At 67.5% G+C, this 22732-nt stretch carries 23 protein-coding genes; 15 read left to right on the top strand and 8 right to left on the bottom strand.

Annotated features, from left to right (window positions below; all coding sequences use genetic code 11):
* Positions 1–39: 39 nt before the first annotated feature.
* From D9X30_RS11815 to D9X30_RS11800, 4 genes are all read right to left on the bottom strand, one after another.
* Positions 40–591, bottom strand: a complete 552-nt coding sequence (locus tag D9X30_RS11815) for a chemotaxis protein CheW (RefSeq protein ID WP_153946754.1) — start codon at positions 589–591, stop codon at positions 40–42.
* A 117-nt stretch (positions 592–708) separates the two neighbouring features.
* Positions 709–1077, bottom strand: coding sequence for a response regulator (locus D9X30_RS11810; protein ID WP_092594954.1), 369 nt, complete (start codon positions 1075–1077; stop codon positions 709–711).
* A 33-nt stretch (positions 1078–1110) separates the two neighbouring features.
* Positions 1111–1605 (bottom strand): response regulator, encoded by a 495-nt coding sequence (locus D9X30_RS11805; RefSeq protein WP_153946821.1) that lies wholly within the window; start codon positions 1603–1605, stop codon positions 1111–1113.
* A 358-nt stretch (positions 1606–1963) separates the two neighbouring features.
* Positions 1964–2134, bottom strand: coding sequence for a rubredoxin (locus D9X30_RS11800; RefSeq protein ID WP_011298773.1), 171 nt, complete (start codon positions 2132–2134; stop codon positions 1964–1966).
* Positions 2135–2389: 255 nt separating this feature from the next.
* On the opposite strand from D9X30_RS11800, the gene hemL reads away from it, so the two are divergent.
* From hemL to D9X30_RS11780, 4 genes are all read left to right on the top strand, one after another.
* Positions 2390–3682, top strand: a complete 1293-nt coding sequence (gene hemL / locus D9X30_RS11795) for a glutamate-1-semialdehyde 2,1-aminomutase (protein ID WP_153946753.1) — start codon at positions 2390–2392, stop codon at positions 3680–3682.
* 244 nt (positions 3683–3926) lie between these two features.
* Positions 3927–4541: a LemA family protein gene (locus D9X30_RS11790; protein WP_153946752.1), complete on the top strand. Its 615-nt coding sequence runs from the start codon at positions 3927–3929 to the stop codon at positions 4539–4541.
* A gap of 37 nt (positions 4542–4578) precedes the next feature.
* On the top strand, positions 4579–5427 hold the full coding sequence (locus D9X30_RS11785) for a TPM domain-containing protein (protein WP_153946751.1): 849 nt from the start codon (positions 4579–4581) through the stop codon (positions 5425–5427).
* 39 nt (positions 5428–5466) lie between these two features.
* Entirely contained in the window at positions 5467–6003 is a 537-nt protein-coding gene (locus D9X30_RS11780; protein WP_153946750.1) for a TPM domain-containing protein, read from the top strand.
* A 31-nt stretch (positions 6004–6034) separates the two neighbouring features.
* Here the strand turns inward: D9X30_RS11780 and D9X30_RS11775 are convergent, their stop codons facing one another.
* Positions 6035–7297 (bottom strand): MFS transporter, encoded by a 1263-nt coding sequence (locus D9X30_RS11775; protein ID WP_153946749.1) that lies wholly within the window; start codon positions 7295–7297, stop codon positions 6035–6037.
* A gap of 90 nt (positions 7298–7387) precedes the next feature.
* On the opposite strand from D9X30_RS11775, the gene D9X30_RS11770 reads away from it, so the two are divergent.
* From D9X30_RS11770 to D9X30_RS11755, 4 genes are all read left to right on the top strand, one after another.
* Positions 7388–8311, top strand: coding sequence for a LysR substrate-binding domain-containing protein (locus tag D9X30_RS11770; RefSeq protein ID WP_153946748.1), 924 nt, complete (start codon positions 7388–7390; stop codon positions 8309–8311).
* A 1028-nt stretch (positions 8312–9339) separates the two neighbouring features.
* Positions 9340–10716 carry a sigma-54 dependent transcriptional regulator gene (locus D9X30_RS11765; protein WP_153946747.1) on the top strand — a complete coding sequence of 459 codons (1377 nt, stop codon included), beginning with the start codon at positions 9340–9342 and terminating at the stop codon, positions 10714–10716.
* A 55-nt stretch (positions 10717–10771) separates the two neighbouring features.
* The gene (locus D9X30_RS11760; protein ID WP_153946746.1) at positions 10772–11233 is read left to right on the top strand and encodes a GtrA family protein; all 462 of its coding nucleotides are present in this window, start codon (positions 10772–10774) and stop codon (positions 11231–11233) included.
* Positions 11234–11287: 54 nt separating this feature from the next.
* Positions 11288–12508 carry a glycosyltransferase family 87 protein gene (locus tag D9X30_RS11755; protein ID WP_153946745.1) on the top strand — a complete coding sequence of 407 codons (1221 nt, stop codon included), beginning with the start codon at positions 11288–11290 and terminating at the stop codon, positions 12506–12508.
* A gap of 47 nt (positions 12509–12555) precedes the next feature.
* Here the strand turns inward: D9X30_RS11755 and D9X30_RS11750 are convergent, their stop codons facing one another.
* Genes D9X30_RS11750 through D9X30_RS11740 form a run of 3 tightly spaced genes read right to left on the bottom strand, consistent with a single transcriptional unit; the run spans position 12556 to position 16121 of the window.
* Entirely contained in the window at positions 12556–13572 is a 1017-nt protein-coding gene (locus tag D9X30_RS11750; protein WP_153946744.1) for a glycosyltransferase family 2 protein, read from the bottom strand.
* Positions 13565–14851, bottom strand: a complete 1287-nt coding sequence (locus D9X30_RS11745) for a glycosyltransferase family 87 protein (protein WP_153946743.1) — start codon at positions 14849–14851, stop codon at positions 13565–13567. Before D9X30_RS11745 ends, D9X30_RS11750 begins: the two co-directional genes overlap by 8 nt.
* 1 nt (position 14852) lies before the next feature.
* Complete coding sequence (locus D9X30_RS11740; protein ID WP_153946742.1) at positions 14853–16121, bottom strand: glycosyltransferase family 87 protein; 1269 nt, start codon at positions 16119–16121, stop codon at positions 14853–14855.
* A 1074-nt stretch (positions 16122–17195) separates the two neighbouring features.
* Between D9X30_RS11740 and D9X30_RS11735 the strand changes: the two genes are divergently transcribed.
* The 7 genes from D9X30_RS11735 to D9X30_RS11705 all read left to right on the top strand — a co-directional run bounded on the left by D9X30_RS11735 (position 17196) and on the right by D9X30_RS11705 (position 22711).
* A complete protein-coding gene (locus D9X30_RS11735; RefSeq protein ID WP_153946741.1) occupies positions 17196–17369 on the top strand; it encodes a Flp family type IVb pilin in 174 nt (57 codons plus the stop codon).
* 91 nt (positions 17370–17460) lie between these two features.
* The gene (locus tag D9X30_RS11730) at positions 17461–17637 is read left to right on the top strand and encodes a Flp family type IVb pilin (protein ID WP_153946740.1); all 177 of its coding nucleotides are present in this window, start codon (positions 17461–17463) and stop codon (positions 17635–17637) included.
* Between the two features lie 41 nt (positions 17638–17678).
* Positions 17679–17852, top strand: a complete 174-nt coding sequence (locus D9X30_RS11725) for a Flp family type IVb pilin (protein WP_153946739.1) — start codon at positions 17679–17681, stop codon at positions 17850–17852.
* A gap of 35 nt (positions 17853–17887) precedes the next feature.
* Positions 17888–18391 carry an A24 family peptidase gene (locus D9X30_RS11720; RefSeq protein WP_153946738.1) on the top strand — a complete coding sequence of 168 codons (504 nt, stop codon included), beginning with the start codon at positions 17888–17890 and terminating at the stop codon, positions 18389–18391.
* A 74-nt stretch (positions 18392–18465) separates the two neighbouring features.
* Positions 18466–19878 (top strand): DUF8689 domain-containing protein, encoded by a 1413-nt coding sequence (locus tag D9X30_RS11715; RefSeq protein ID WP_153946737.1) that lies wholly within the window; start codon positions 18466–18468, stop codon positions 19876–19878.
* Positions 19879–19923: 45 nt separating this feature from the next.
* Positions 19924–20772, top strand: coding sequence for a Flp pilus assembly protein CpaB (cpaB, locus tag D9X30_RS11710; protein WP_153946736.1), 849 nt, complete (start codon positions 19924–19926; stop codon positions 20770–20772).
* 67 nt (positions 20773–20839) lie between these two features.
* Positions 20840–22711: a type II and III secretion system protein family protein gene (locus D9X30_RS11705; protein WP_153946735.1), complete on the top strand. Its 1872-nt coding sequence runs from the start codon at positions 20840–20842 to the stop codon at positions 22709–22711.
* Positions 22712–22732: the final 21 nt, after the last annotated feature.

The following is a 22732-nucleotide window of genomic DNA, read 5'->3' as shown; positions in this document are numbered from 1 at the left end:
TTCGTTTTCTGTTTGGTTCTTGCGCCCGGACGTCAGGCCTCAGGCCGCATCGCGGCCGGCCTGCAGGAAGGCGGGCGCGTCCAGCAACTGGCGGATGTCCAGCACCTGCCAGTCGCGCCCGTCCCGGTCCGCAAAGGCGGCACCGCGCCAGGCTTCGGGTTCGGCGCCACCAGCCGGCGTCAGGTCCACGGCGTGCCGCAGCCCCACCACGCGCGTGGCGATGATGCCGCAGGCGCGTTCGACATGGCGCGACAGCACCACGATCTTGCTGCCCGGCTGCACCGGGGTCGGACCGTCGCCGCAGAACATGCCGAAATCGATCACGCCCAGCAGGTTGCCCCGCGCGTTGACCAGGCCGCGATACCACGGCTGCGTCAGCGGCACGGGCGCCGGCGCGCGCATTTCCAGCACCTCGCCGGTATCCATCAGCGGCAGCAGCCAGTTGCGCTGGCCCACCAGCACGCCCAGGTAGCTGTCGACGGCGGGCAGGTTGCGCGCCTCGCGCAGGCGCCGTGCCAGCATGGCCTGATAGTCATGCAGGCGGGTCTGACGAGTCTGGCGGGTTCGGATGTCTTGGCGCGGCGCGTTCATGATCGGATACCAGTGAAACCTGGAAACCAGTGGTGAGACCAGTTGTCATGGCCGTGCGGGCACCGCCGGCGTCCCAGGACGCCCGCGCCCACTCGGGCCCCTAGGCTGCCGCGGCGCTCAGTGCGCCAGCGCGGCGATCTTCGAAAGCAGTTCCTCGCCGTCCACCGGCTTGACGATGTAGTCGGATGCGCCCTGGCGAATGCCCCAGATGCGGTCCGTCTCCAGGCCCTTGCTGGTGCACATGATCACGGGGATGTCCTTGAAACGGTCGTCGCGCTTGATCGCGCGGGTGGCCTGGTAGCCGTTCTGGCCCGGCATCACCACATCCATCAGGATCAGGTCGAAGGTTTCCGCCTCGAGGCGCGTCATGGCCTGTTCGCTGTTGCCGGCCACTGAGACCTTGAAACCCTTCTTGCCGAGCAGGTCGGACATGAACAGGGCTTCGGTGGGCGAATCGTCGACGATAAGGATTTTGCTGATGGTCATTGTTTCATTCCTGGATACTTCGGGCGGCATGCATCATGCCGCCACGGCCGCACCCTCTTCCGGCACGCAGCCCGCCAGGCAGGTCTGCACCGCCTGCAGCAGGGCTTCGCGGGAAAACGGCTTGGCCAGATGGTTGTGCGCGCCGACGAGCTTGCCGCGCGAGCGGTCGAACACGCCGTCGCGGGACGACAGCATGATCACGGGGATGGCATGGAAGCGTGGGCTTTTCTTGATCAGGGAGCAGGTCTGGTAGCCATCGAGCCGCGGCATGAGGATGTCGCAGAAGATGACGTCCGGATGGAGGTCGCCCACCTTGGCAAGCGCCTCGAAGCCGTCCTCGGCCAGCATGACCTGGAAGCCTGCCTGCGTCAGAAAGATCTCCGCCGTCCGGCGGATGGTGCTGGAGTCGTCGATCACGAGCACCTTCACAGCGGCCTTGCGCGCTGTGGATGCCTCGCTGGCACCGGCGGTGGCGCCGGCGTTGACCCCATCGACAGACGTGTCTTGTTCTGTTTGAGTGACCCGCATCTTGTTCCCGCGACCCACGTCCTGCGCGACACAACAGGCGTAGGCATTCACTTGAGAACTTCCGCACGGCGCCATGAATGGCTGGCCGGCGGCCCCCGATTTTCCAATTCCCAGTCAAAAAAATACCCGGCAACCCGGCCGGTGGCGGCGCGCTTCTTGTCCGCGCCTGCCCGTTACTGCCATGTTCTAGTGCCGCGGCACCCCGTCTTCAGCCTGCCAGTGGGGCGCGGCCGGACGGATGTTCAGTTTTGCCGCAGAGTGTGACAACTCGTGGGGGGGCCGTCAATCCGGACACCCCGCTGCCACGGGCCGTTCTGTCGCTTTGGCGCGACGCACGGCCATTTCCGGACGACAGGCCTCAGATGGCCACCATCTCGAAATCTTCCTTGCGTGCCCCGCATTCCGGGCAGGTCCAGTTGATGGGCACGTCCTCCCATTTGGTACCCGGGGCGATGCCGTCTTCCGGCGCGCCGGTGGCCTCGTCATAGATCCAGCCACAAATCAGGCACATCCAAGTCTTGTATTCCATATGCAGGCTCTTGCCAGTCTCCATTAAAATCCAGCGCATGATGGTACCCAATCGGCGCCGATGACGCCACCCATGGGCCTGCGCAAATGGCCCAATATCGCCGCGTTCGTGCAATTTGACGTGCAGATGCCGCCTGAACGGCACCCTTTCGGCCAGGATTGCCCGCATTTCGGGCAGACCGCGGCTTGAGGCACGAGCAAGCCGCCCCCGGCCGGACGCCTGTCTTACCCAGTCTTCTCTTTTGGCCAGATTCCCATGTCCCGTAACCAGCAGCTCTTCGACCGCGCCCAGCAGACCATTCCCGGCGGCGTCAACTCGCCCGTGCGCGCCTTCCGTTCCGTCGGCGGCACGCCGCGCTTCATCACCCGTGCCGAGGGCGCGTACATGTGGGACGCCGACGGCCAGCAGTACATCGACTACATCGGCTCCTGGGGTCCGATGATCGTCGGCCACGCGCACCCGGACGTGGTGCGCGCCGTGCAGGAGACCGCCGTGCAGAGCTTCTCGTTCGGCGCCCCCACCGAGGCCGAGATCGTGATGGCCGAGGAAATCTGCAAGCTCGTGCCGTCGATCGAGCAGGTGCGGCTGGTGTCGTCGGGCACCGAGGCCACCATGAGTGCGCTGCGCCTGGCGCGCGGCTTTACGGGCCGGGACCTGATCATCAAGTTCGAGGGCTGCTACCACGGCCACGCCGACAGCCTGCTGGTCAAGGCCGGCTCGGGCCTGCTGACGTTTGCCGATACCACGCAGAACGCGCCGTCGTCGGCCGGCGTGCCCGCCGACGTGACGCGCCATACGATGGTGCTCGAGTACAACAACGTGACCCAGCTCGAAGAAGCGTTCGCGCGCCACAAGGGCGAGATCGCGGCGGTCATCGTCGAGCCCGTGGCCGGCAACATGAACCTGGTGCGCGCCAGCGAGGCCTTCCTGAATGCGATGCGCAACCTGTGCAGCGAACACGGCAGTGTGCTGATCTTCGACGAAGTGATGACTGGCTTCCGTGTGGCGCTGGGCGGCGCGCAGTCGCACTACGGCATCACCCCGGACATGACCTGCCTGGGCAAGGTCATCGGCGGCGGCATGCCGGCGGCGGCGTTTGGCGGCCGGCGCGACATCATGGCCAGGCTGGCGCCGCTGGGCGGTGTCTACCAGGCCGGCACGCTGTCGGGCAACCCGCTGGCCGTGGCCGCGGGCCTGGCCACGCTGAAGCTGATCCAGGCACCGGGCTTCTACGACCGCCTGGCCACGCAGACGCGCAAGCTGACCGACGGCCTGACCGCCGCCGCCCGCGCGGCCGGCGTGCCGTTCTCGGCCGATGCCATCGGCGGCATGTTCGGCCTCTATTTCACCAACGCCGTGCCGGCCAGCTTTGCGGAGGTCACCCAGGCCGACGTGGGCCGCTTCAACCGCTTCTTCCACGCCATGCTGGCCGAAGGCGTCTACCTGGCGCCGTCGGCCTTCGAGGCCGGCTTTGTCTCGGCAAAGCACGACGACGCCATCATCGACGCAACGGTCAAGGCCGCCGAAAAGGCGTTCAAGGCGGGCTAACACCCCCGAACCAGAAAGAAGCCGCCGGTTGAATCCAGCCCGGCGGCGCCTGATTCGCCCGCCCTCTCCCCCAACCCCTCTCCCGCCTTGCGGGAGAGGGGAGCAAACCCGTGGCGAACAGCGCCCGCACCAGCGGTGCCTCCCCGGCAGCGACCAACGTCAAGCGGCACGTACTTTGCCCGGCGGCTTGACCACGCTGCGCTACACTGCAGAATTGCCATTCCGGAGATCGAGGAGTCCCTTGATGCGCACTGTCACCGCCCCTGCCACCACCCCCGCCCTGTTCCGCTGGCTGCTGCTCGGCCTGCTGGCCAGCCTGCTTTCCGCCTGCGGCTACAACGATTTCCAGAAGAAAGACGAGGCCGTCAAGGCCGCCTGGGGCGAAGTGGTCAACCAGTACCAGCGGCGCGCCGACCTGATTCCGAACCTGGTGGCAACCGTAAAGGGCTACGCCAGCCACGAGCGCGAGACGCTCGAAGCCGTGACCAAGGCCCGCGCGCAGGCCACCAGCATCCAGGTCACGCCGGAAACGCTGAACGACCCTGAAGCGTTCGCCCGCTTCCAGCAGGCGCAGGGCCAGCTGACCAACGCGCTGTCGCGGCTGCTGGCGGTGTCCGAGAACTATCCGAACCTGAAGGCCGACGCGTCGTTCCGCGACCTGCAGAGCCAGCTGGAAGGCACCGAGAACCGCATCACCGTAGCCCGGCAGCGATATATCGCCGCCGTGCAGGACTACAACGTGCTGGCGCGCAGCTTTCCGACCAACGTGACGGCGATGGTCTTCAAGTACCCGGTCAAGCCATCTTTCACCGTGGAAAACGAGAAAGCCATTTCCACCCCGCCGGCCGTGAAGTTCTGAGCGCCCGGCTCTGAAACGCGAAACCCGAAAGGCCATCATGCGAAGACCGGTCACGCTCTCGTTCCTGGCATGGGTGCTGGCCATCGTGCTGGCGGCGCCGGCCCGGGCCGCCGACGGCTTCGTGGCCGTGCCGCCGCTGAACGCGCGCGTGACCGACCTGACCGGCACCCTGAGCGCCGATCAGCGCAACGCGCTGGAAAACGTGCTGGCCGAATACGAGCAGCAGCGCGGGAGCCAGATCTTCGTGCTGATGCTGCCCACCACCGACCCCGAGACCATCGACGCCTACAGCATCCGCGTGGCGGAAGCGTGGCGCGCGGGCCGCAAGGGCATCGACGACGGCGTGATCGTGATCGTCGCCAAGGACAATCCGCCCGGCCTGCGCAAGATGCGCATCGAGGCCGGCCGCGGTGTGCAGGGGTCGCTGACCGACGCCATGTCCGGCCGCATCCTGCGTGACGTGATGGCGCCGCATTTCCGCCAGAACGATTTCTATGGCGGGCTGGCCGCCGGCATCTCGGCCATCCAGGCCGCCATCGACAAGGAAGGGCTGGCCGCGCCGGACCGCCGCAAGCCGCAGGGCAATGTCGATATCGGCGACTGGCTGCCGGTGCTGTTTCCGCTGGCCATCATCGTGTTCTTCTTCCTGTCGGCCATGCTGCGGCGCGGCGGCAGTCCGCACGTGGTGACGGGCCGGCGCGGCTGGCCCACCGGCACGGCCGGCGGACTGGGCGGCATGACGGGCTACGAGATCGGACGCCACTGGGGTAACGGCGGCGGCGGCTTTGGCGGCGGCGGCTTTGGCGGCGGGAGCGGGGGCGGTGGCGGCTTTGGCGGCGGCGGGGGCGGCGGCTTCGACGGCGGCGGCGCGTCCGGCAACTGGTAACGGTGGATACGGTGGCTAATCGTGGGTAACGAAGATCCGATGCACAAACCCCAGGCGTCGCACCCCGCGTCCAGGCGGTCGCTCAGGCGCGTCCTGCGCCATCTGGCCACCGGCCCCGGCACGGCCCGCAAGGCGTTTCCCGACGAAGCGCGCCATCAGCTCCAGGTGGCCGTGCACAAGGGCGAGCAGCATCACCGTGGCGAAGTGCGCGTGGTGATCGAAGCCAGCCTGCCGCTGGCGCTGGCGTGGCGCGGCACTTCGGCGCGCGAACGCGCGCGGGCGCTATTTGGCGCGCTGGAGGTCTGGAATACCGAGGACCATACGGGCGTGCTGTTGTATATCAATCTGGCCGACCATGCCGTGGAACTGCTGGCCGATCGCGGCATCGACGCCTGCGTCACGTCCCGGCAATGGCAGCAGATCTGCGCTCAACTGGCGCAAGGGCTGGCCAGCGACCTGTCGGTCAAGCCCGTGCTGGACGCCATCGCGCAGATCCACGCGCTGCTGACCACGCATTTTCCCACCCACGGCGGGCGCAACCCCAACGAACTCGACGACCGGCCCATCGTTCTGTGACCGGGCGCGCCGCCACGGCCCTGACGGCATCCTAGGGCTGTTTCTCCATCAGATACCAGATCGCCGCCAGCACCTGGACCGCCACCAGTCCGGCCCAGACCCACAGATGGGCCGCCGCCGGATAGTGGCCGCCCGTGGCCGGAAAGAAATCGAGCACGAAGCCGATGCCGACCTGGAACACGAAGGTGGCCAGGAACACGGTCAGCGTCATGGCCGTGGTGGCGCGGCCGATCAGCGCATCGGGAAAGCGCCGGGCCAGCAGCGCGTAGGTCAGGATGCCGCTGGAGCCGAACACCCCATAGGCACCCCACAGCACGGCAAGCGGGATAAACGGCAGGCGGGCCATCAGCAGTAGCTGGATCACGATAAAGCCGATCATGCCGAAACCGGCGAAGGCATATAGGCTGATGCCGCGCCGCTCCAGATGGCGGGCCGCCCAGCCTGCGCCCACGCAGCCGGCCATCATCGCGATACCGATCACCGACACCAGCCGCGCGCCCGCGCCCGCGGTCAAGCCCTGTACGTCGCGCATATAGGCGCTGACCCACAGCGTCTGCACGGCCAGGAAGATGCCCTGGTTCAGCAGGGTCAGCGGCACCACGCGCCAGAAGCGTTCGCTGCTCAGGATCGTCCGCGTACCGCGCAGCTGCTCGGCAAAGCTTTCCTTGCCGACGCGCTTGACGTCGGGCACCCCAAACCAGAGCAAGACGGCCATGCCGAACGAAATCGCGGCCAGGCCGGCGCTGAGCGTGCGCCAGTCCGTCCAGGACAGCAGCCACGACAGCGGGGCGCCCACCACCACGGCGCCCAGCCCGCCAATGGCCATCACCAGCCCGTTCAGCAGCGGCATGCGCGATAGCGGAAACCACATCGACAGCGCCTGGATGGCGGCGCCCAGGCACACCGACACCCCAACGCCGATCATCGCACGGCCCACGGCCAGCCCGACCATGCCCGGCGCCCAGGCAAACACCAGCGATCCGGCCACGGCCAGCATCAGCAGCGCAGCCTCGGTGCGGCGCGGGCCGAAACGGTCCAGCAGGATGCCGGCGGGCAGTTGCGCGCAGGCGAAGCCAAGGAAGTAGAAGCTCGTCAGCAAGCCCAGGTCGCCGGCGGTCAGCCCCAGCTCGCGCGTCAGGAACGGCGCGAAACCGAGGTTCACGCCACGGAAGATGTACGACACCAGAAATCCGAGCGAAAAGAACGCCAGGACACGCCAGCGCGCCGGCGCGGCATGATTGGGTTGCGCCGCGGCGGCAGCCGGTCGGGTGGGATGAGCGGTGGAAGTGTTCATGCCCTGCATTGTGATCACCAGCTTGGTGCAAGACCAGCGAAAGATACCCGCGGCAATTGTGAGTAGAATTTGACGACATTCCGCCCCGCCATGGTCAACAGTCGCCCCCCTCACCTGCCCCCGCTCCAGGCGCTGCGCGCGCTGGAAGCCGCCGCGCGGCACCGCAGCTTCTCGCGTGCCGCCGAAGAACTGGCGCTGACGCACAGTGCCATCAGCCATCACATCCGCGCGCTGGAAGACAACCTCGGCACCAAGCTGTTCCGGCGCACCGGGCTGACGATGACGCCCACCAGCGCCGGCGCCCGGCTGGCAGAACAGGTGCGCGGCGCGCTGGACCAGCTGGAAGTGGCCCTGCGCGAGGCCAGCGACGTGGCGACCCCGCCCGTGGTCCGGCTGCAGGTCAGCGTCATGGCCGACCTGGCCAACGCCTGGCTGATCCGGCGGCTGCCGAGCCTGCATGCGCAGGCACCAGAACTGGATTTGCATCTGCGCCTGCATGCGGAGATTTCGCCCCCCGATCCGTATTCGGTCGATGTCGGCATCTGGCACCAGCGCGTGGACCTGCCCGGCTTCGAGTGCCACAACCTGATTGAAGACCATGTGATTGCCGTGGCCAGCCCGGCCCTGCTGGCCAGGTATCCCGGCTTTACCGTGGCCGATCTGCCCCGGCTGCCCATGCTGCGCTTTGCGCTGCGCCCGTGGCGCGACTGGCTGCTGATGGCCGGGCTGCCGCCCGAGGAACCCGAGCGGGGCCCGATCTTCCAGGACGCCGGGCTGATGTTGCAATCGGCAGTCGCCGGGCTGGGGGTGGCCACGGCCCGGGCGCAACTGGCGCAGGACTACCTGGCCAGCGGCCAGCTGGTGCAGATCGGCACCACGCGTATCCCGTCGAGCCTGCATTACTGGGTGACGTGGCGCGAAGGGAATCCGCGCGAAAAGGCCATCCATCGCTTTCACGCGTGGCTCAAGGAGCAGATTGCCGGCATTGCGCCTGCAGAGGAACTACAGCAGTGAAACAGACTGCGCATACTGGCTGACCGCTTGTTTCACGTTTGCAACCATTTAGAGCGCGGGTTGGAGGTCAAGTGCAAATCCCCTCCAAACTCATCCGTACAGGCGAGGCCAAACCGCAGAATTCGACCAAATGACGGACGGGAAGCGGCATGTCATCTCGTGCGGACGCCAAGTATCGATAATGATTTTCAACCCCCCAGCGGTTTCTTCAGCTTTCATTAAGGTAACCGACCGCGCCGCAGCAAGGACTGCCACCCCAAGTATCAAAAGAGAGACATCCTTCCACGGAAATATCCCTCGCAGCTCGCCCTCCCGGGAAGTGGCGGAGACATTCCCTGCCCCCACTTGCGAGGGGAGAAAGATGCCATGCGGTATATCTGCGTTTGTCACCGATGGGCGGTGCTCCCCTGATATGGCGGCCCCCTCCACCCCGCCGCCGGAGGCCAAAGTTTCATAAATGGAACACTTTTGCCGCGGCAAGCGGCCGCAATTTTGAGTCAATGAAAAAATACAATAAAAATCAACGACTTAACATATGCGAACGATGGATGACTATATTGCCATCAACGGGCTGATTCCAGGGACGGGTCGGTCTTGCGGAGCTGGAGCGTTCCCAGGCGAGCCAAACCCGCAAACAGTGATGGACTGACGCAGCGATGTGCAGATCCAATCCGCGTGGCGGCATCCGGGCAACATGCCGGATTGCCGCCACGACATATATGCCCAGGGTTTTTTCTTCTGTTGTACGCGGCCGAATGGGGTGAACAGCGTATCCGGCGGGCCGACCGGAAAGTTTGCGGGAAAACGGGAATCGGCGAATTCAGAGCCGGACCGGGGGAATACACTCATCACGAAGCAGCGGCACGGGTCGTGCATCACCGCCGCTACGCTAAGGCCAGGCGCAACCGCGCCGGATGGGCTTGCCTCCAGCGATTCAACGTTTCCTTTCTCCCGCAAGCCAGGTGGTGGAGTCCGTATTTGACTCGTCGCCACGGCAGTTGGAAAAAACAAAAAATGCTGGGGAAATCATGAGCTATTACGTCAACCGCCCGTTGCTGTATCTGTCCAGGCATCACGATGCGTCGTTGTGCCGCTTTCTGTCCGGCCAGGGATGGAAGCTGGTATTTGCCAACAGCCTTGAGGACCTGGCCGCTCTGCCGCTGGACGGACCGTTCTCGGCGGGCCTGCTCGATTTCCACAGCGGCTTCAGCGACGTCGAAATCGAGCTGATGGAGCCGTGGCTGGCTGCGCGCCACATCGGCTGGATCGGCGCGATCAGCAGCTCTGACGCACTGACCGACACCACGCGCAAGCTGCTGACGCTGTACTTCATCGACTACTACACGGCGCCGTTCAACACGGCCGATCTGAGCCGGGCGCTCGGTCACGCGGTCGGCATGGCCGCCCTGCGTCCGGGGCGCGAGCAGCCGGCAGTGCCCGAGGCGCGTCCGCACGGCATCATCGGCGAATGCCACGCCATGCAGGCCCTGTACCGCAGCATCGACAAGGTGTCCAGGTGGGACACGCCGGTGCTGATCTCGGGCGAGTCCGGCACCGGCAAGGAACTGGCGGCACAGGCCATCCACCGTGCGTCGCGCCGCGGCAGCCAGCCGTTTGTCGCGGTCAACTGCGCGGCCATTCCGCCCACACTGCTGATGTCCGAACTGTTCGGCTACGAGCGCGGCGCCTTCACCGGCGCCACCAAGCGCAAGCCCGGCCGGATCGAGATGGCGCAGGGCGGCACGCTGTTCCTCGACGAAATCGGCGACATGCCCCTGGAAAGCCAGACCAGCCTGCTGCGCTTCCTGGAAACCGGACGGATCGAACGGCTGGGCGGCACCGAATCGGTGGCGGTCGATGTCCGGGTCATCTCGGCCACGCACGTCGACCTCGAAGCGGCCGTGGCGGCCGAGCGGTTCCGTGGCGACCTGTATCACCGCCTGTGCGTGCTGCGCGTCAAGCAGCCGCCGCTGCGCGAACGCGGCTCCGATGTGCTGCTGCTGGCCGAACATATCCTGGAGACCGTGCGCAAGGATTCGCCCGAGCATATCCGCGGCTTTTCGCCGCTGGCCTTGCGCGCCATCACCGCCCACTCCTGGCCGGGCAATGTGCGCGAACTGCTGAACCGCATTCGGCTGGCCGCCGCCATGTGCGAGAACGGCGTGATCCAGCCGTCCGATCTCGAACTCGGCGCGCCCGTGGAGACCAAGCCGCTCACGCTGGCGGCCATTCGGGAAACGGCCGAACAGAACGCGATTGTCGAAGCCCTGCAACGGCACCACGAGCGCCTGATCGACGTGGCGGCCGAGCTTGGCATCTCGCGCGTCACGCTGTTCCGGCTCATGCGCGACTACAAGCTGCAGGTGCGCAAGGGCAACGTGGGGCTGGTCTGCGTCCAGAACTGAACTGACCAGATCAGCCGATCAGCGGATCAGCCGGCAGCCGACGCGGAGCCCCACCATGCAGCACGCCCAGTCTCCATCCCGCCTGCGCGACAGCGGCGCGCCAGGCCAGACGCCGGACAGGCCCACGATCTGGCAGCGCATGCCGTCGCGGGACACCTTCGTGCGGCTGGTTCGCTTCGGCGTATCGGGCGTCATCGCCACGGGCATTCACGTGGCGGTGGCCACGCCGCTGATCTACCTGCTGCATGCGTCGCAGGTGAGCGCCAACGGCGTGGCGTTCGTCGTCGCCAATATCGCGTCGTACCTGCTCAACACGCTGTGGAGCTTCGGCGCCACGCCCTCGCGCGACAGCTACGTGCGTTTTCTGATCGTATCGCTGCTGGGCCTGGGCCTGACGCTTGCCATATCGGCCGGCGCGCAGGCGCTGGGGCTCGGCTACTGGGCTGGCCTGGCCGTGATCCTGTCGGTGGTCCCGGCCGTCACCTTCGTATTGCACCGGGCCTGGACGTATCGCTAGCCGGGCCGGCCCTCACTTCCATCGGGCCGGACCGGCCCATCAAGAGGAGCCCCCATGCCAGCGGCTACCGACATACCCACGCCCGCGACACACGGCGGCACGCGACCCGCCCGCTGGCTGACGCCCGGACGGATCTGCCTCTATGCGGCCACCTTGCTGGTCCTGGAGTGCATCGTGATTGGCGCATGGTGGTACAGCCACGCGATCCTCGCCAATCCAACCGTGCCGGGGATGGGCTGGGATTTCGTGGTGTACTGGTGCGCGTCCTCGCTCGCGCACCTGCATGGCGCACCGGCCGCCTATGACTGGGAACTGCTGCGCGCCGCCGAGCGCCCGCTACTGCAGAACACCTTCGGCCCGTTCGCCTATCCGCCGACATTCCTGCTGCTGATCTATCCACTGGCCCTGCTGCCGTTCGGGCTGGCGCTGGTGCTGTTCTCGCTGGCCGGCATCGCGGTGTACCTGGGCTACCTGCGTACCGTGATTGGCCAGATACACCGCTACTGGTTCGTGCCGGCACTGGCCTTCCCCGGCGTCTGGGTGGCGCTGATCGCGGGCCAGAACTCGCTGTTCACCGCCGTGGCCGCCGGCGGGGCACTCTGGCTGCTGCGCCGCCATCCGATTGCCGCCGGCGCCTGCATCGCGCTGCTGTGCGTCAAGCCGCAACTCGGCGTGCTGTTTCCGCTGATGCTGCTGTGCGAGCGACGCTGGGTGGCGTTTGCTGCGGCGGCAGGCGGTACGGCGCTGTTCGTCGGCCTGACCACCGCTGCGTTAGGCGTGGACGTCTATCCGGCGTTCTTCCGCAGCATGGCGATGTTCCGCGAGGCGGTGGCGGTCAACAGCGGCATCCTGCGTGGCGCACCGACGATCTTCGGCATGTTGCGCGTGGCCGGCATCGACGTGCCGCTGGCCTACGCCGTACATGCCGCCGTGGCGCTGTGCGCGGTGGCGGCATGCGTGTGGATGTGGTGTGGCCGGGCGCGGCTTGCGCTGGGTGCGTCGGCATTGGTGGTCGGCACGCTGATCGTCCAGCCCTATCTGATCTACTACGATCTGGCCTGGCTGGCGATACCGCTGGCGCTGCTGTGCGTGGACATGGTCCGGCATGGCAGCCGTGCGTGGGAGCGCCTGCTGCTGGCGATCACGTGGCTGGTACCGGCGCAGGCGATGAGCCCGCTGGTGATCGGTGGCATGCCGCAGATCACCCCCTTCGTGCTGGCCGGCCTGCTTGCGCTGATCGTGGCGCGCCATCAAAACAACGCCGCCCGATCCTGACTGGACCGGGCGGCGCCCCACCCCTTGGAGAAATCCCCCGGAAAAACTTACTGCCGCTTGCCGCCCGCCGCGATCGAGATCACCCGACCGCCGCTGCCGAAGCGCCCTTGCGGCCGGCGGTCCTGATAGCGGCGCTTCACCAGGTAGATCGGGCGCGCCTTCGATTCATCGTAGATGCGGCCGATGTACTCGCCCAGCACGCCCAGCCCGATCAGCTGCAGCCCGCCGAAGAACAGCAGCAGCGACAGCACCGACGCATAGCCGGGCACATCGACACCAAGGACAATCGTCCGGGCCACGATGAACGAGCCGTAGCAGAACGCGACCATGGCGACGAACGAGCCGACGTAGGTCCAGCTGCGCAGCGGCAGCGTGCTGAAACTGGTGATGCCCTCCAGCGCCAGGTTCCAGAGCCGCCAGCCGGAAAACTTGGACTCGCCGGCGCTGCGCGGAGCCCGTTCGTACTGGACGATCGCCGTGGTGAAGCCCACCCAGGCAAACAGGCCCTTCATGAACCGGTGCCGCTCGGGCAGCTGCTTCAGCGCGTTGACCACGGAGCGGTCCATCAGCCTGAAGTCGCCGACGTTCTCGGGAATCTTCAGGTCGGACAGCCAGTTGTGCACGCGGTAGTAGGCGGTGGCGGTCACGCGCTTCAGGAAGGTATCGCTGGCGCGGCTGGCGCGCTGGGCCAGCACCACCTCGGCACCAGCGCGCCATTTCTCGACCAGCGCGGGAATCAGCTCGGGCGGGTCCTGCAGGTCGGCGTCGATCGGGATCACCGCGTCGCCAAACGCCTCGTCGATGCCGGCGGTCAGTGCCGCCTCCTTGCCGAAGTTGCGCGTCAGGTCGATCACGCGGACACGTGCGTCGCGTCGCGATACCGCAATCAGGCGCGCCAGCGTGTCGTCGCTGCTGCCGTCGTTGACACAGACAATCTCGAAGCGCGTCCGCGGCACCGATTCCAGCACCGGCACCACGCGTGCGAAGAAGGCCTGCAAGGCGTCCCCCTCGTTGAAGAACGGCACCACCAGCGACAAGAGCTGGTTTTCGTCATAGTCAGCCATGATCTCTTTCCTCCCGGCGCGTCTGGTCGCGCGCCATGTCTGCCGGCATCAGGCGATGCCCCTCCATCCTTTCCATCCGGATTCGCCACACGCCAAGGCCGAGTGCAAGCATCAGCCCGAGCGGCAGCGGCTGGAATCCAATCCCCGCATCGGTCACGCGGGTCCACAGCGGCATCAGCCACAGCACGGCCAGCAGTTCCCGCTCGCCACGCAGCCAGCCCACCCGATGCGCATGCGCGCCAAGCCACGCAATGGCCAGCCCGAGACACACCAGGTCGTAGTCGTACAGGTAGGCAGGCAGCAGCAGCCCGCCCGTGACAAGCACCGCCGCACGCAGCGCGAAGCTGCAGGGCCCGGTCCACGCATACATGACCGATGCCAGCGCAGCCGCCGCCACCACGCCGTGGATGGCATAGGGCAGCAGCACACCGCCACTGATCAGCTTCACCCCCGCAAACACCGTGGGCATGCGCGCCAGGAGCGCGGCGCCCTGCTCCACCGATTCGCGCGCCATGGCGGCGTTGCGCAGGAACGCGGCGAACGGCTCGGTGCCAAACGCGAGCAGCGAGATCAGCGTCAGTAACAGCGTCGTGGCGACCATGGCGCCCAGCGCACGCCAGGCACGCGCGCAAAGCAGGGCCACCGGGAACATCAGCGCAAGCTGCGGCTTCATCGCCACCGCGCCCAGCAGCACGCCCGCGAGCACCGGACGCCGTTGCAGGCAGGTCAGCGCGAGTCCGGCGCACCCCGCCAGCCACAGCGCGTTCTGTCCGGTAGCCAGTACGACGACGATGCCCGGAAACGCCACCGCCGCCAGACGCGCGTCACGCCAGGGCAGCGTGCGGTGCATCGCCCACGCGTACCAGGCCGCGCCCCCCGCCAGGAAGACAAAGGTGGCGAGCCCATAGGGCAGCAACCCGAACGGCAGCACGAACCACAGCGATGCGGGCGGATACAGCCACGGCAGCACACCGTCGCCAATGGCAAGGCCAGGCACGGCGGACAGTTCCATCTGCCGCAGCGCGGCGAAGTCGTAGGGTGCGGCCGCCCCGCTGGACAGCGCCAGCTTTGCCGCGCTCCAGAACACGACAAAGTCGCCGCCCGGCGCAAACACGCCAGGGCTCTTCAGCACGCAGGCGCGCAGCAGCCAGATGCCGAAATACAGCGCGTAGCACCCCAGCGCCACGCTTGCGTAGAGACGCAGGCGCCGCTGGTCGAGCCAATGCACCGGGGACGCAGCGGCCCCGCTGCGGTGGGCGGCGGCGTGTACCGTGGCCATGTCAGGTTCCCACCGGCGCCGGAACCGGCGCGGACGCGGTGCGTGCCATGACCCGGCGCACCGCCAACAGCACCAGCAATGCCGATACGACCGGACCGATCTGCGGCATGCCGAGCTTGGGATTGATGTTTTCGAAAACGGGCAGCCACCACACCACCAGCAGCAGCGCGCGCTCGCGGCCGGCCAGCCCATGGCGGATGCCGTCCCCGACCAGTCCCGCCGCGGCAAGCCCCATCCATGTCAGTTCATAGTGGCGAACGTATGGCGTGGCCAGCAGCGCGCCGGCGGCCATTACCGCCACGCACAGTGGCACCTCCCGCGTGCGGGACCAGACATAGGCCACGGATGCTGCCGCCGCCACGGCGGCCATCGCCTGCACCGCATAGGCCGCGGAAGCACCGAGCCCGGCCAGCTGCGCGGCCGCCAGGACGGACGGCATGCCGTACCACCCCTCGGGCGTGCCTTCCACGAGATTGGCGCGGGCCCACGCGATGCTGCGCAGGAACGCCGGAATGGTCTCCCAGCCGCAGATGGCCACGCTGACAGCCGTAAAGATCGCGGCCGTGGCCGCCGCGCTGGCCAGTGTGCGCAGATGGCGCCCCGCGATCAGCGCCACCGGCACCAGCAGCGCGAGCTGGGGCTTGATGGCCAGCAGCCCGATCAGCACGCCGGCGAGCACTGGGCGCCTGCCCATCAGGCACACCGCGCCGCCGATCAGCGACGCCGTCAGCATCGAGTTCTGGCCCAGGATGACGGAAATCAGGACGGCCGGCGATGCCAGCACCGGCAGCCACAGGCCGCGCCGCCACAGCGATCCCGCCCCCACCACGCCGCCAACCGCCCGGAGGTAGGCATAGCCAGTGGCCATCACGAACAGCACATAGCTGAACGCGAGCGGCAGTGCCGCCAGCGGCAGCACGACCAGCAGGAACGTGGGCGGATACAGCCAGGGCAGCACGTCTGTGCTGTCGGCGCCGAGCGGCCCGTAGGCCGCCATCACATCGAGGTGCCGGGCCACGTCGTAGGCATGCACCGCGCCTTCGCTCAGTGCCAGGTACGACGCGCTCCAGAAGACGGCAAAGTCGGCGCCGGGCCGGCTGACGTGGCTGTCGGTGAAGCCCCGGCTGTACCAGGACCAGGTCACCATCAGGAGCACGAACAGGAGCAGCACCGCCGCGCTGTAGACGCGCGCCCGGTCCAGATCCAGCCATGCGCGACCGGCGTGCTGGCCATGCTTCCCGGTGTCTGTCCGGACTGCTTCCTGATTCATGAGTTGCCCCGTTCCGTTGTTGTCCTGCAGGCCGCTTGTCGCCGCTCCATGAACCTCGGCAATGCCTGGCGTTGCCTAAGTCTTGTCATGCGAGGACGTTTGCGCAAGACACGCCAGGCCGCAAAAACAGGCGAGAGGCCGCCTGCAGCCCTGTTGGCGCCGACAACGTTTCCGTTCTGAATCACGGGTGGGTTCCTGGCCGGAAATGGCGCCACGCAAGCGTTTGCGGGCACGCGGGAAAGCCGGCGCGCGCGTCGGCCTGCACACGACGCGGCCGTGGATGATTCCATTCGGAAACGTCGCCCCCGCGGCCGGGCGGTTCATCCATCAGACGGGCCATGCCGTGCGCCGCATGGATCCACCCGGGCGGTTGTCATCCAACGGCGTGACCGGGCCCGGCCACCAGCCTCGTCCGCCTCATGCTTTCGGATGAGCGCGGCCGCCGTGCAGCCGCGTCACCCCGGAACGCCGGTCGGATAGCCCTCATCCCTGGGTGGCCTCATCCAAAAAAAATCGCCTCGGCAGCGTTTCCGGCTGGCAACGACGCGGGCCCGAAACGGCGCCTGCAGCGCGCATCGCCTCGCCCGCCGTCGGACACACCTGCCCGCAAAGCCTTGCGGCACAAGGGTCGTGGCGTGGCTGGCCCGCGGTTTGCCTATGCCTGGCATGCGGCACCGATTCACCGGACTGCCGCACTGCCCGCGATGACCGTGATTGCAGGCAGACGACCACAACGATTCGGGGAGCCGCACCATGCCAGCTATCGGTCCGCTCGTGAGATTGCATCGGGCACAGGGTCGCACCGTCTCCGCTCGCGGCGGCGGCAGCGTGCCCTTCCGATGCATGGCACGCGCCAGCCACGCCCAACATGCGGCACGGTGCATCCATGCGTCCGCCGAACGCCGTCTGCAGGCACGCAGCCCGCAGGGCCCCGGCACGGGCGCCGGCCGATGGCCATTCCACTGCTGCGCCATCTGCGCGCCGCCGCACTGTTGCCGTGCCCGCATCTGAATGTCGGATTGTCCTTACGTAGTTCCCATAGAAGCGTTTGTTCCACAACACAAGGAGCTTGCCATGCAACGACTGACCCAAAACCTGACGCGTTTTGTCCGTGACGACGACGGCGTGACCGCCATCGAATATGGCTTGATCGCCGCGCTCATCGCCGTGGTGATCATCGCCACCGTGCAGACCGTGGGTACCAACCTGAGCAAGGTGTTCAGCTACATCGGCGCCCAACTGGCCTGACGGACCGCAGGTTCCGCGGCGTAAAGCGTGCGTGCCCCACGCTGCGGAACCTGCGACGCCCCGCCTCACGACCCCACCCAGGAGAGCAACCATGCGCAACCCCATTGCCAGCCTGAAGACGTTCCTTCACGACGACGACGGTGTCACCGCCATCGAGTACGGCCTGATCGCCGCGCTCATCGCGGTGGTGATCATCGCCACCGTGCAGACCGTCGGCACCAACCTGAGCAGCGTCTTCAGCTTTATCGGCGCGGAGCTGGCCGCCTGACGGACCACTCACCAAGCTACGGCCCCACTGAGGAGACCACCATGCGCGGCATCCAAACCCTGTGCCGGAACTTCCGCTGCGATACACGCGGCGTGACGTCGATCGAGTACGCACTGCTGGGCGCCCTGATTGCGATGGTGATCATTGGAGCCGTGAGCGTCCTTGGCAGCAACGTCAAGGCGCTCTACGAACTCATTGCAGCGGAGATGCCCTGAAACGGCCACGCCAACCCAGACGAACCGAGTCCGCCATGTCCACGATCCCGTCGCTCTCGCCCTTTGTCGGCCCCATCGCCATCGTGGTGGTGCTGACTGCCGCCGCCACGGATCTGCAGCGCCGCCGCATCCCTAACTGGCTGACGTTCGGCGCATGGCTGGCGGCGCTGCCGGTCCAGATGATGGTGCACGGGCCGGCTGCGGGCACCTCCGCATGGGCGCTCGGCTGGCTGACCGGCTTCGGCATCTTCCTGCCCGTATATCTGCTCCGCGGCATGGCTGCGGGCGACGTCAAGCTGATGGCCGCCGTGGGCGCCTGGCTGGGCGCCAGTCTTGCCGCATGGATCGCGCTTGCGTGCTTCGTGATCGGCGGCGCCTGGGCGCTGATGCTGGTGCTCGTGACCGGAAAGGGCCGGCAGTTGCTGCGCAACCTCGGCGGCATCGCGCTCACCGGCCAGGCGGGCCCGTCGGTGGGCTCGCTGCCCTACGGCGTGGCTATCGCCGCCGGCACGCTGACCATGCTGTTCGCCCGGACATGACGGGCCAATCGATGTCTCCGGGCGGCGCCATGCAACGCCACGGCAATGCAGACCAACATTCAAGGGGAATGGCAATGTCAGAACACCACGACGACCAGGCGACACAACTGCCCGAGGCACTCGCCTCGGTGGTCCGGCACGCCCAGATCGACCAGGCGCCGCCACCCGCCTGGGCCGTGCCGCCGCGCACCATCGCGGATACCGGGCTCGAGGTGTCGCTGCTGCTGGGGCTGCTGCTGAAGGCCGCCTACCTGCACCGCAGCGTCTCGCTGGCCATCCTGATGGATACGCTCCGGCTGCCCGCTTCGGTGGTGAACGAGATCGCGGCGCTGGGCGTGCGCGAACGGCTGCTCGAGGTGGCGCATCGCGGCGCCAGCGACATCGACGTGCGATTCCGCCTCACCGACGCCGGCTATGCCCGTGCCGCCGAGTCCGCCGCGCGCTGCAGCTACACGGGCGCCGCCCCGGTCACGCTGCAGGCGTACATCGACGCCATCGCCCTGCACTCGATCCACCATACGTCGGTGACCAAGACCGAAGTGGCCCGTGCCTTCCAGGAACTGGTGGTGCCGGGGGCGCTGCTCGAATCGATCGGCATGGCCCTGAACACCGCGCGGGCGCTGATGATCTACGGTCCGCCGGGCAGCGGCAAGACCTACCTGGCGCAGCGCCTTGGCGCGCTGCTGCCCGGTGCCGTGCCCGTGCCGCACGCGATCACGGTGGCGGGCGAAATCATCCAGGTGCTGGACCCACTGGTGCACACGCCGGTTGCCACCGGCGACGCACCGGGCTCCCACCGCGCCATGGACCGCCGCTGGGTGGTCTGCCATCGGCCCGTGGTGCTGACCGGCGGCGAACTGACGCTGTCGATGCTGGACCTGCGCTACGACAGCGCCTCGGGCTTCTACCAGGCGCCGCCGCACATGAAGGCCAACAACGGCATCTACATCGTGGACGACCTGGGCCGGCAGATGGTGGGCGTGGAACAGCTGCTGAATCGCTGGATCGTGCCACTGGATCGCGGCATCGACATGTTCACGCTGCACAGCGGCGTGCGGTTTTCGGTGCCCTTCGACGTATGGCCGGTGTTTTCCACGAACCTGGAACCCAGCCAGCTCGGTGACGACGCCTTCCTGCGCCGGCTGGGCAGCAAGCTCTACGTGGGGCCGCTGTCGGTCGACGACTATCGCGAGGTCTGCCTGCGCACGGCCGCGGACCTGGGCCTCGCCTGGCCCGAACCGGCCTTCGAATTCCTGCTGGAGAGCCTGCACTTTTCCAGCGACATCCCGTTGCTGGCCTGCATTCCGCGCGACCTGCTGCGGCTCGTGGCGTCGCACCTGCGCTACCACGACGATGCCCCGCACGTGACCGCAGAGGGGCTTTGCCGGGCCTGGCAGAGCTACTACGGCCTGCGCGCCAGGCCGGAAGTGTCGTCACCCGTCACCAGCGAACACCGCTGGCCAGTCGGCCATCCTGCAGCGGGCTGAACCGGCCCGGCCAGGAAGCACGTACCTACGTAGGGGAGAGTCATCATGAAGAACACGCGAGCAATCCTGATGCTGCTGGTTGCGCTGATCGCCGGCGCGGCGGCGGTGGTATCCGCTTCCCGATGGCTGCTCCAACAGTCGTCGAGTTCGATCAGGCAGGTGGTGGTGGCCGCCAACGACCTCGACCTTGGCCAGCCGCTCAACGGCAGCCAGCTCAAGCTTGTGAGCTGGCCGGCCGCCAGCGTGCCGCCGGGCGCATTCGAGGACCTCAAGGCCCTGGACGGGCGCGTGGTACGGACCAGCCTGCAGCGCGGCGAGCCCATCCTCGACGCCAAGCTGGCGCCCATCGGCACCAAGGGTGGCCTGTCGGCGGTCATCAACGACGGCAAGCGCGCCATCACGGTTCGGGTCAACGACGTGGTGGGCGTGGCGGGCTTCGCGCTGCCCGGCAACTACGTCGACGTGATCGTCAACACGAACGAGGAAGCCAGGAGCACCCAGAACGGCAACATCTCGAAGATCGTGCTCGAGAAGATCCTGGTGCTGGCGGTGGCCCAGCAGGTGAGCCGCGACGACACGCAGCCCAAGGTGGTCAACGCCGTGACGCTGGAAGTCACGCCCGACCAGGCCGAAAAGCTCGATGTGGCGCGCAGCGTGGGCACGCTGTCGCTGGTACTGCGCAACCAGATGGACGTGGCCGACATCAACACCGGCGGCGCCACCAAGCACACGCTGCTGGGCCGCGCCGATCCGCCGGCCCCGGCCCCCGCCGCCGCGCCGGCCGCCGCGCCGCGCACCGTGGTCAAGACCCGCACCATCGTGGCCGCGCCGGCTCGTCCGGGCAATTGTGTCGGGGTGCTGGCAGGTGTTCAGGGCAGCCTTGAGTGCTTCTGAACACGGACGGTGACGAACGAGACGCGCAACGCATCCATCCGAATCATTCTCCGGGGGGAGATCCATCATGAACAAGAAGACATCCGAAGCAGCACGCGGCACACGCCTGGTCGTGCTGGCGGCCATCCTCTGCACTCCGCTGGCCGCCGCGGCCCAGGTTGCCGTCGATGCCGGCAACATCGCCAAGGCCACCACGCCGGCAGCATCCGCGGCGCCCGGGGTCAAGGTCCCGGCAACGGGCGGTCCCGTGCAGATGACCATCAGCATGACGCCGGTTCCGGCCGCGCCGTCCAACGCCGCCGATGTGCGGGGGCCGAGCTGCTCCGGCGCCATCCGCAATGAATCGAGCGTGATCGTGCCGGTGGGCAAGTCGCAGCTGATTCCGCTGCCGGAGCCCATTCGCAACCGCACGCTGGGCAACCCGAACGTCGTGCAGGCCACGATGGTGTCTCCGCAAACGCTCTATGTGCTGGGCCGCACCGTGGGCACCACCAACATGATCGTGCAGGGCCGCAGCGGCGCCTGCAGCATCATCAACGTGGTAGTCAACGCGGACGCGAACGGTCTGCAGACATCGCTGGCGCAGCTGCTGCCCGGCGAATCGGGCATCCGCGTGATGACCGCCGCCGACAACCTGGTGCTGACCGGCAGCGTGTCCAGCTCGCAGGCGGCCCTGCAGGCCATGGACATCGCCCAGGCCTATGCCAACGCGGCCCAGGGCGACGGCGGCAATGCCAGGAAGGGCGGCGTGCTCAACATGATGTCGGTGGATACCCCGCAGCAGGTGATGCTGGAAGTGAAGGTTGCCGAGGTCTCCAAGACCCTGCTGAACCAGCTGGGATCGGCCGTCAACATCCAGGGCGGCTTCGGGTCGTGGACCGGCGGCGTGCTGACCAACCTGCTCACGGGCGCGGCGGCCGGCTTCTTCGGCAGCAAGGCCAACAACAAGCCGTTCAACCTGGCCATCGACGCGCAAAAGAATGACAGCCTGGTGAAGGTGCTGGCCGAGCCGAACCTGGTAACCATCAGCGGCCAGGAAGCCAGCTTCCTGGCGGGCGGCAAGATCTACATCCCGGTGGCGCAGAGCAACGCGCTGGGCGGCGCCTCGACCATCACGCTGCAGGAAGAGGAATACGGCGTGGGGCTGAAGTTCACGCCCACGGTGCTGGCCAATGGCCGCATCCACCTGAAGGTGTCGCCCGAAGTGTCGGAACTGTCGCCCACGGGCGCCACGGTTAGCGGCAGCAGCCTGACCGGCCAGACCATCCTGCCGCTCATCACGACGCGGCGTGCATCCACCACCGTGCAGATGCGCGATGGCGAGAGCTTCGCGATCGGCGGCCTGCTGCAGGACAGCGCACGGGGCGCGTTGAAGGCCCTGCCCGGCGCGGGCGAAGTGCCGGTGCTTGGCACGTTGTTCCGCAGCACGCAGTTCCAGCAGGACCTGACCGAGCTGGTGTTCATCATCACGCCGCGCCTGGTCAAGCCGATGGCGAACCAGAACTACCCGCTGCCGACCGACGGCTTCACAACGCCTGACCCGCTGTCGCTCTACTTCATGGGCAACATGGAAGGCCGTGGCAAGCCGCCGCAGCAGCCCGCCCCGGCCCCTTCGCAACCGGCCGCACCGGCCACGGCCCCGGCACCCGCCCCTTCGGCACCGCGCACCGAGACCACGCCGGGCACGTCGGTCCCGACGGTTCCGGTCGGCAAGGTCCTGGACGAACCGGCGCCGTCGGGCCCCGCGTCTCCGGCCGCACCCGTGGCTGCCGCCGGATCACGGCCACCCCGCGCGCCCGTAACGGGCACCGCGTCGACCGTCACGAGCGAGGACCACAGCGCGCGCGTCGCACGCATCGAAGCCACCGCGCAGCGCCTGGCCCAGGCCCGCGCCGCGACGGCCACCGCCACCGGCCCCGGCACCCCGGGCAGCAACTGATCCGCCGCGCCTCCAGGAGAA

This window comes from Cupriavidus sp. U2 (assembly GCF_009663685.2).
GTDB classification, from domain to species: Bacteria; Pseudomonadota; Gammaproteobacteria; order Burkholderiales; family Burkholderiaceae; genus Cupriavidus; species Cupriavidus necator_C.
Note: the sequence above shows the minus strand (reverse complement) of the source record. Positions and strands in the feature narration are given on the sequence as shown.

What these genes read in the sequence shown, in the direction of transcription:
- D9X30_RS11780 (WP_153946750.1), top strand. Translation starts at nt 5,467, where the DNA reads ATGCACAAACCCCAGGCGTCGCACCCCGCGTCCAGGCGGTCGCTCAGG.
- D9X30_RS11765 (WP_153946747.1), top strand. Translation starts at nt 9,340, where the DNA reads ATGAGCTATTACGTCAACCGCCCGTTGCTGTATCTGTCCAGGCATCAC.
- D9X30_RS11775 (WP_153946749.1), bottom strand. Translation starts at nt 7,297, where the DNA reads ATGAACACTTCCACCGCTCATCCCACCCGACCGGCTGCCGCCGCGGCG.
- D9X30_RS11735 (WP_153946741.1), top strand. Translation starts at nt 17,196, where the DNA reads ATGCAACGACTGACCCAAAACCTGACGCGTTTTGTCCGTGACGACGAC.
- D9X30_RS11740 (WP_153946742.1), bottom strand. Translation starts at nt 16,121, where the DNA reads ATGAATCAGGAAGCAGTCCGGACAGACACCGGGAAGCATGGCCAGCAC.
- D9X30_RS11790 (WP_153946752.1), top strand. Translation starts at nt 3,927, where the DNA reads ATGCGCACTGTCACCGCCCCTGCCACCACCCCCGCCCTGTTCCGCTGG.
- cpaB (WP_153946736.1), top strand. Translation starts at nt 19,924, where the DNA reads ATGAAGAACACGCGAGCAATCCTGATGCTGCTGGTTGCGCTGATCGCC.
- D9X30_RS11725 (WP_153946739.1), top strand. Translation starts at nt 17,679, where the DNA reads ATGCGCGGCATCCAAACCCTGTGCCGGAACTTCCGCTGCGATACACGC.
- hemL (WP_153946753.1), top strand. Translation starts at nt 2,390, where the DNA reads ATGTCCCGTAACCAGCAGCTCTTCGACCGCGCCCAGCAGACCATTCCC.
- D9X30_RS11705 (WP_153946735.1), top strand. Translation starts at nt 20,840, where the DNA reads ATGAACAAGAAGACATCCGAAGCAGCACGCGGCACACGCCTGGTCGTG.
- D9X30_RS11730 (WP_153946740.1), top strand. Translation starts at nt 17,461, where the DNA reads ATGCGCAACCCCATTGCCAGCCTGAAGACGTTCCTTCACGACGACGAC.
- D9X30_RS11805 (WP_153946821.1), bottom strand. Translation starts at nt 1,605, where the DNA reads ATGCGGGTCACTCAAACAGAACAAGACACGTCTGTCGATGGGGTCAAC.
- D9X30_RS11720 (WP_153946738.1), top strand. Translation starts at nt 17,888, where the DNA reads ATGTCCACGATCCCGTCGCTCTCGCCCTTTGTCGGCCCCATCGCCATC.
- D9X30_RS11715 (WP_153946737.1), top strand. Translation starts at nt 18,466, where the DNA reads ATGTCAGAACACCACGACGACCAGGCGACACAACTGCCCGAGGCACTC.
- D9X30_RS11755 (WP_153946745.1), top strand. Translation starts at nt 11,288, where the DNA reads ATGCCAGCGGCTACCGACATACCCACGCCCGCGACACACGGCGGCACG.
- D9X30_RS11815 (WP_153946754.1), bottom strand. Translation starts at nt 591, where the DNA reads ATGAACGCGCCGCGCCAAGACATCCGAACCCGCCAGACTCGTCAGACC.
- D9X30_RS11810 (WP_092594954.1), bottom strand. Translation starts at nt 1,077, where the DNA reads ATGACCATCAGCAAAATCCTTATCGTCGACGATTCGCCCACCGAAGCC.
- D9X30_RS11750 (WP_153946744.1), bottom strand. Translation starts at nt 13,572, where the DNA reads ATGGCTGACTATGACGAAAACCAGCTCTTGTCGCTGGTGGTGCCGTTC.
- D9X30_RS11770 (WP_153946748.1), top strand. Translation starts at nt 7,388, where the DNA reads ATGGTCAACAGTCGCCCCCCTCACCTGCCCCCGCTCCAGGCGCTGCGC.
- D9X30_RS11760 (WP_153946746.1), top strand. Translation starts at nt 10,772, where the DNA reads ATGCAGCACGCCCAGTCTCCATCCCGCCTGCGCGACAGCGGCGCGCCA.
- D9X30_RS11800 (WP_011298773.1), bottom strand. Translation starts at nt 2,134, where the DNA reads ATGGAATACAAGACTTGGATGTGCCTGATTTGTGGCTGGATCTATGAC.
- D9X30_RS11785 (WP_153946751.1), top strand. Translation starts at nt 4,579, where the DNA reads ATGCGAAGACCGGTCACGCTCTCGTTCCTGGCATGGGTGCTGGCCATC.
- D9X30_RS11745 (WP_153946743.1), bottom strand. Translation starts at nt 14,851, where the DNA reads ATGGCCACGGTACACGCCGCCGCCCACCGCAGCGGGGCCGCTGCGTCC.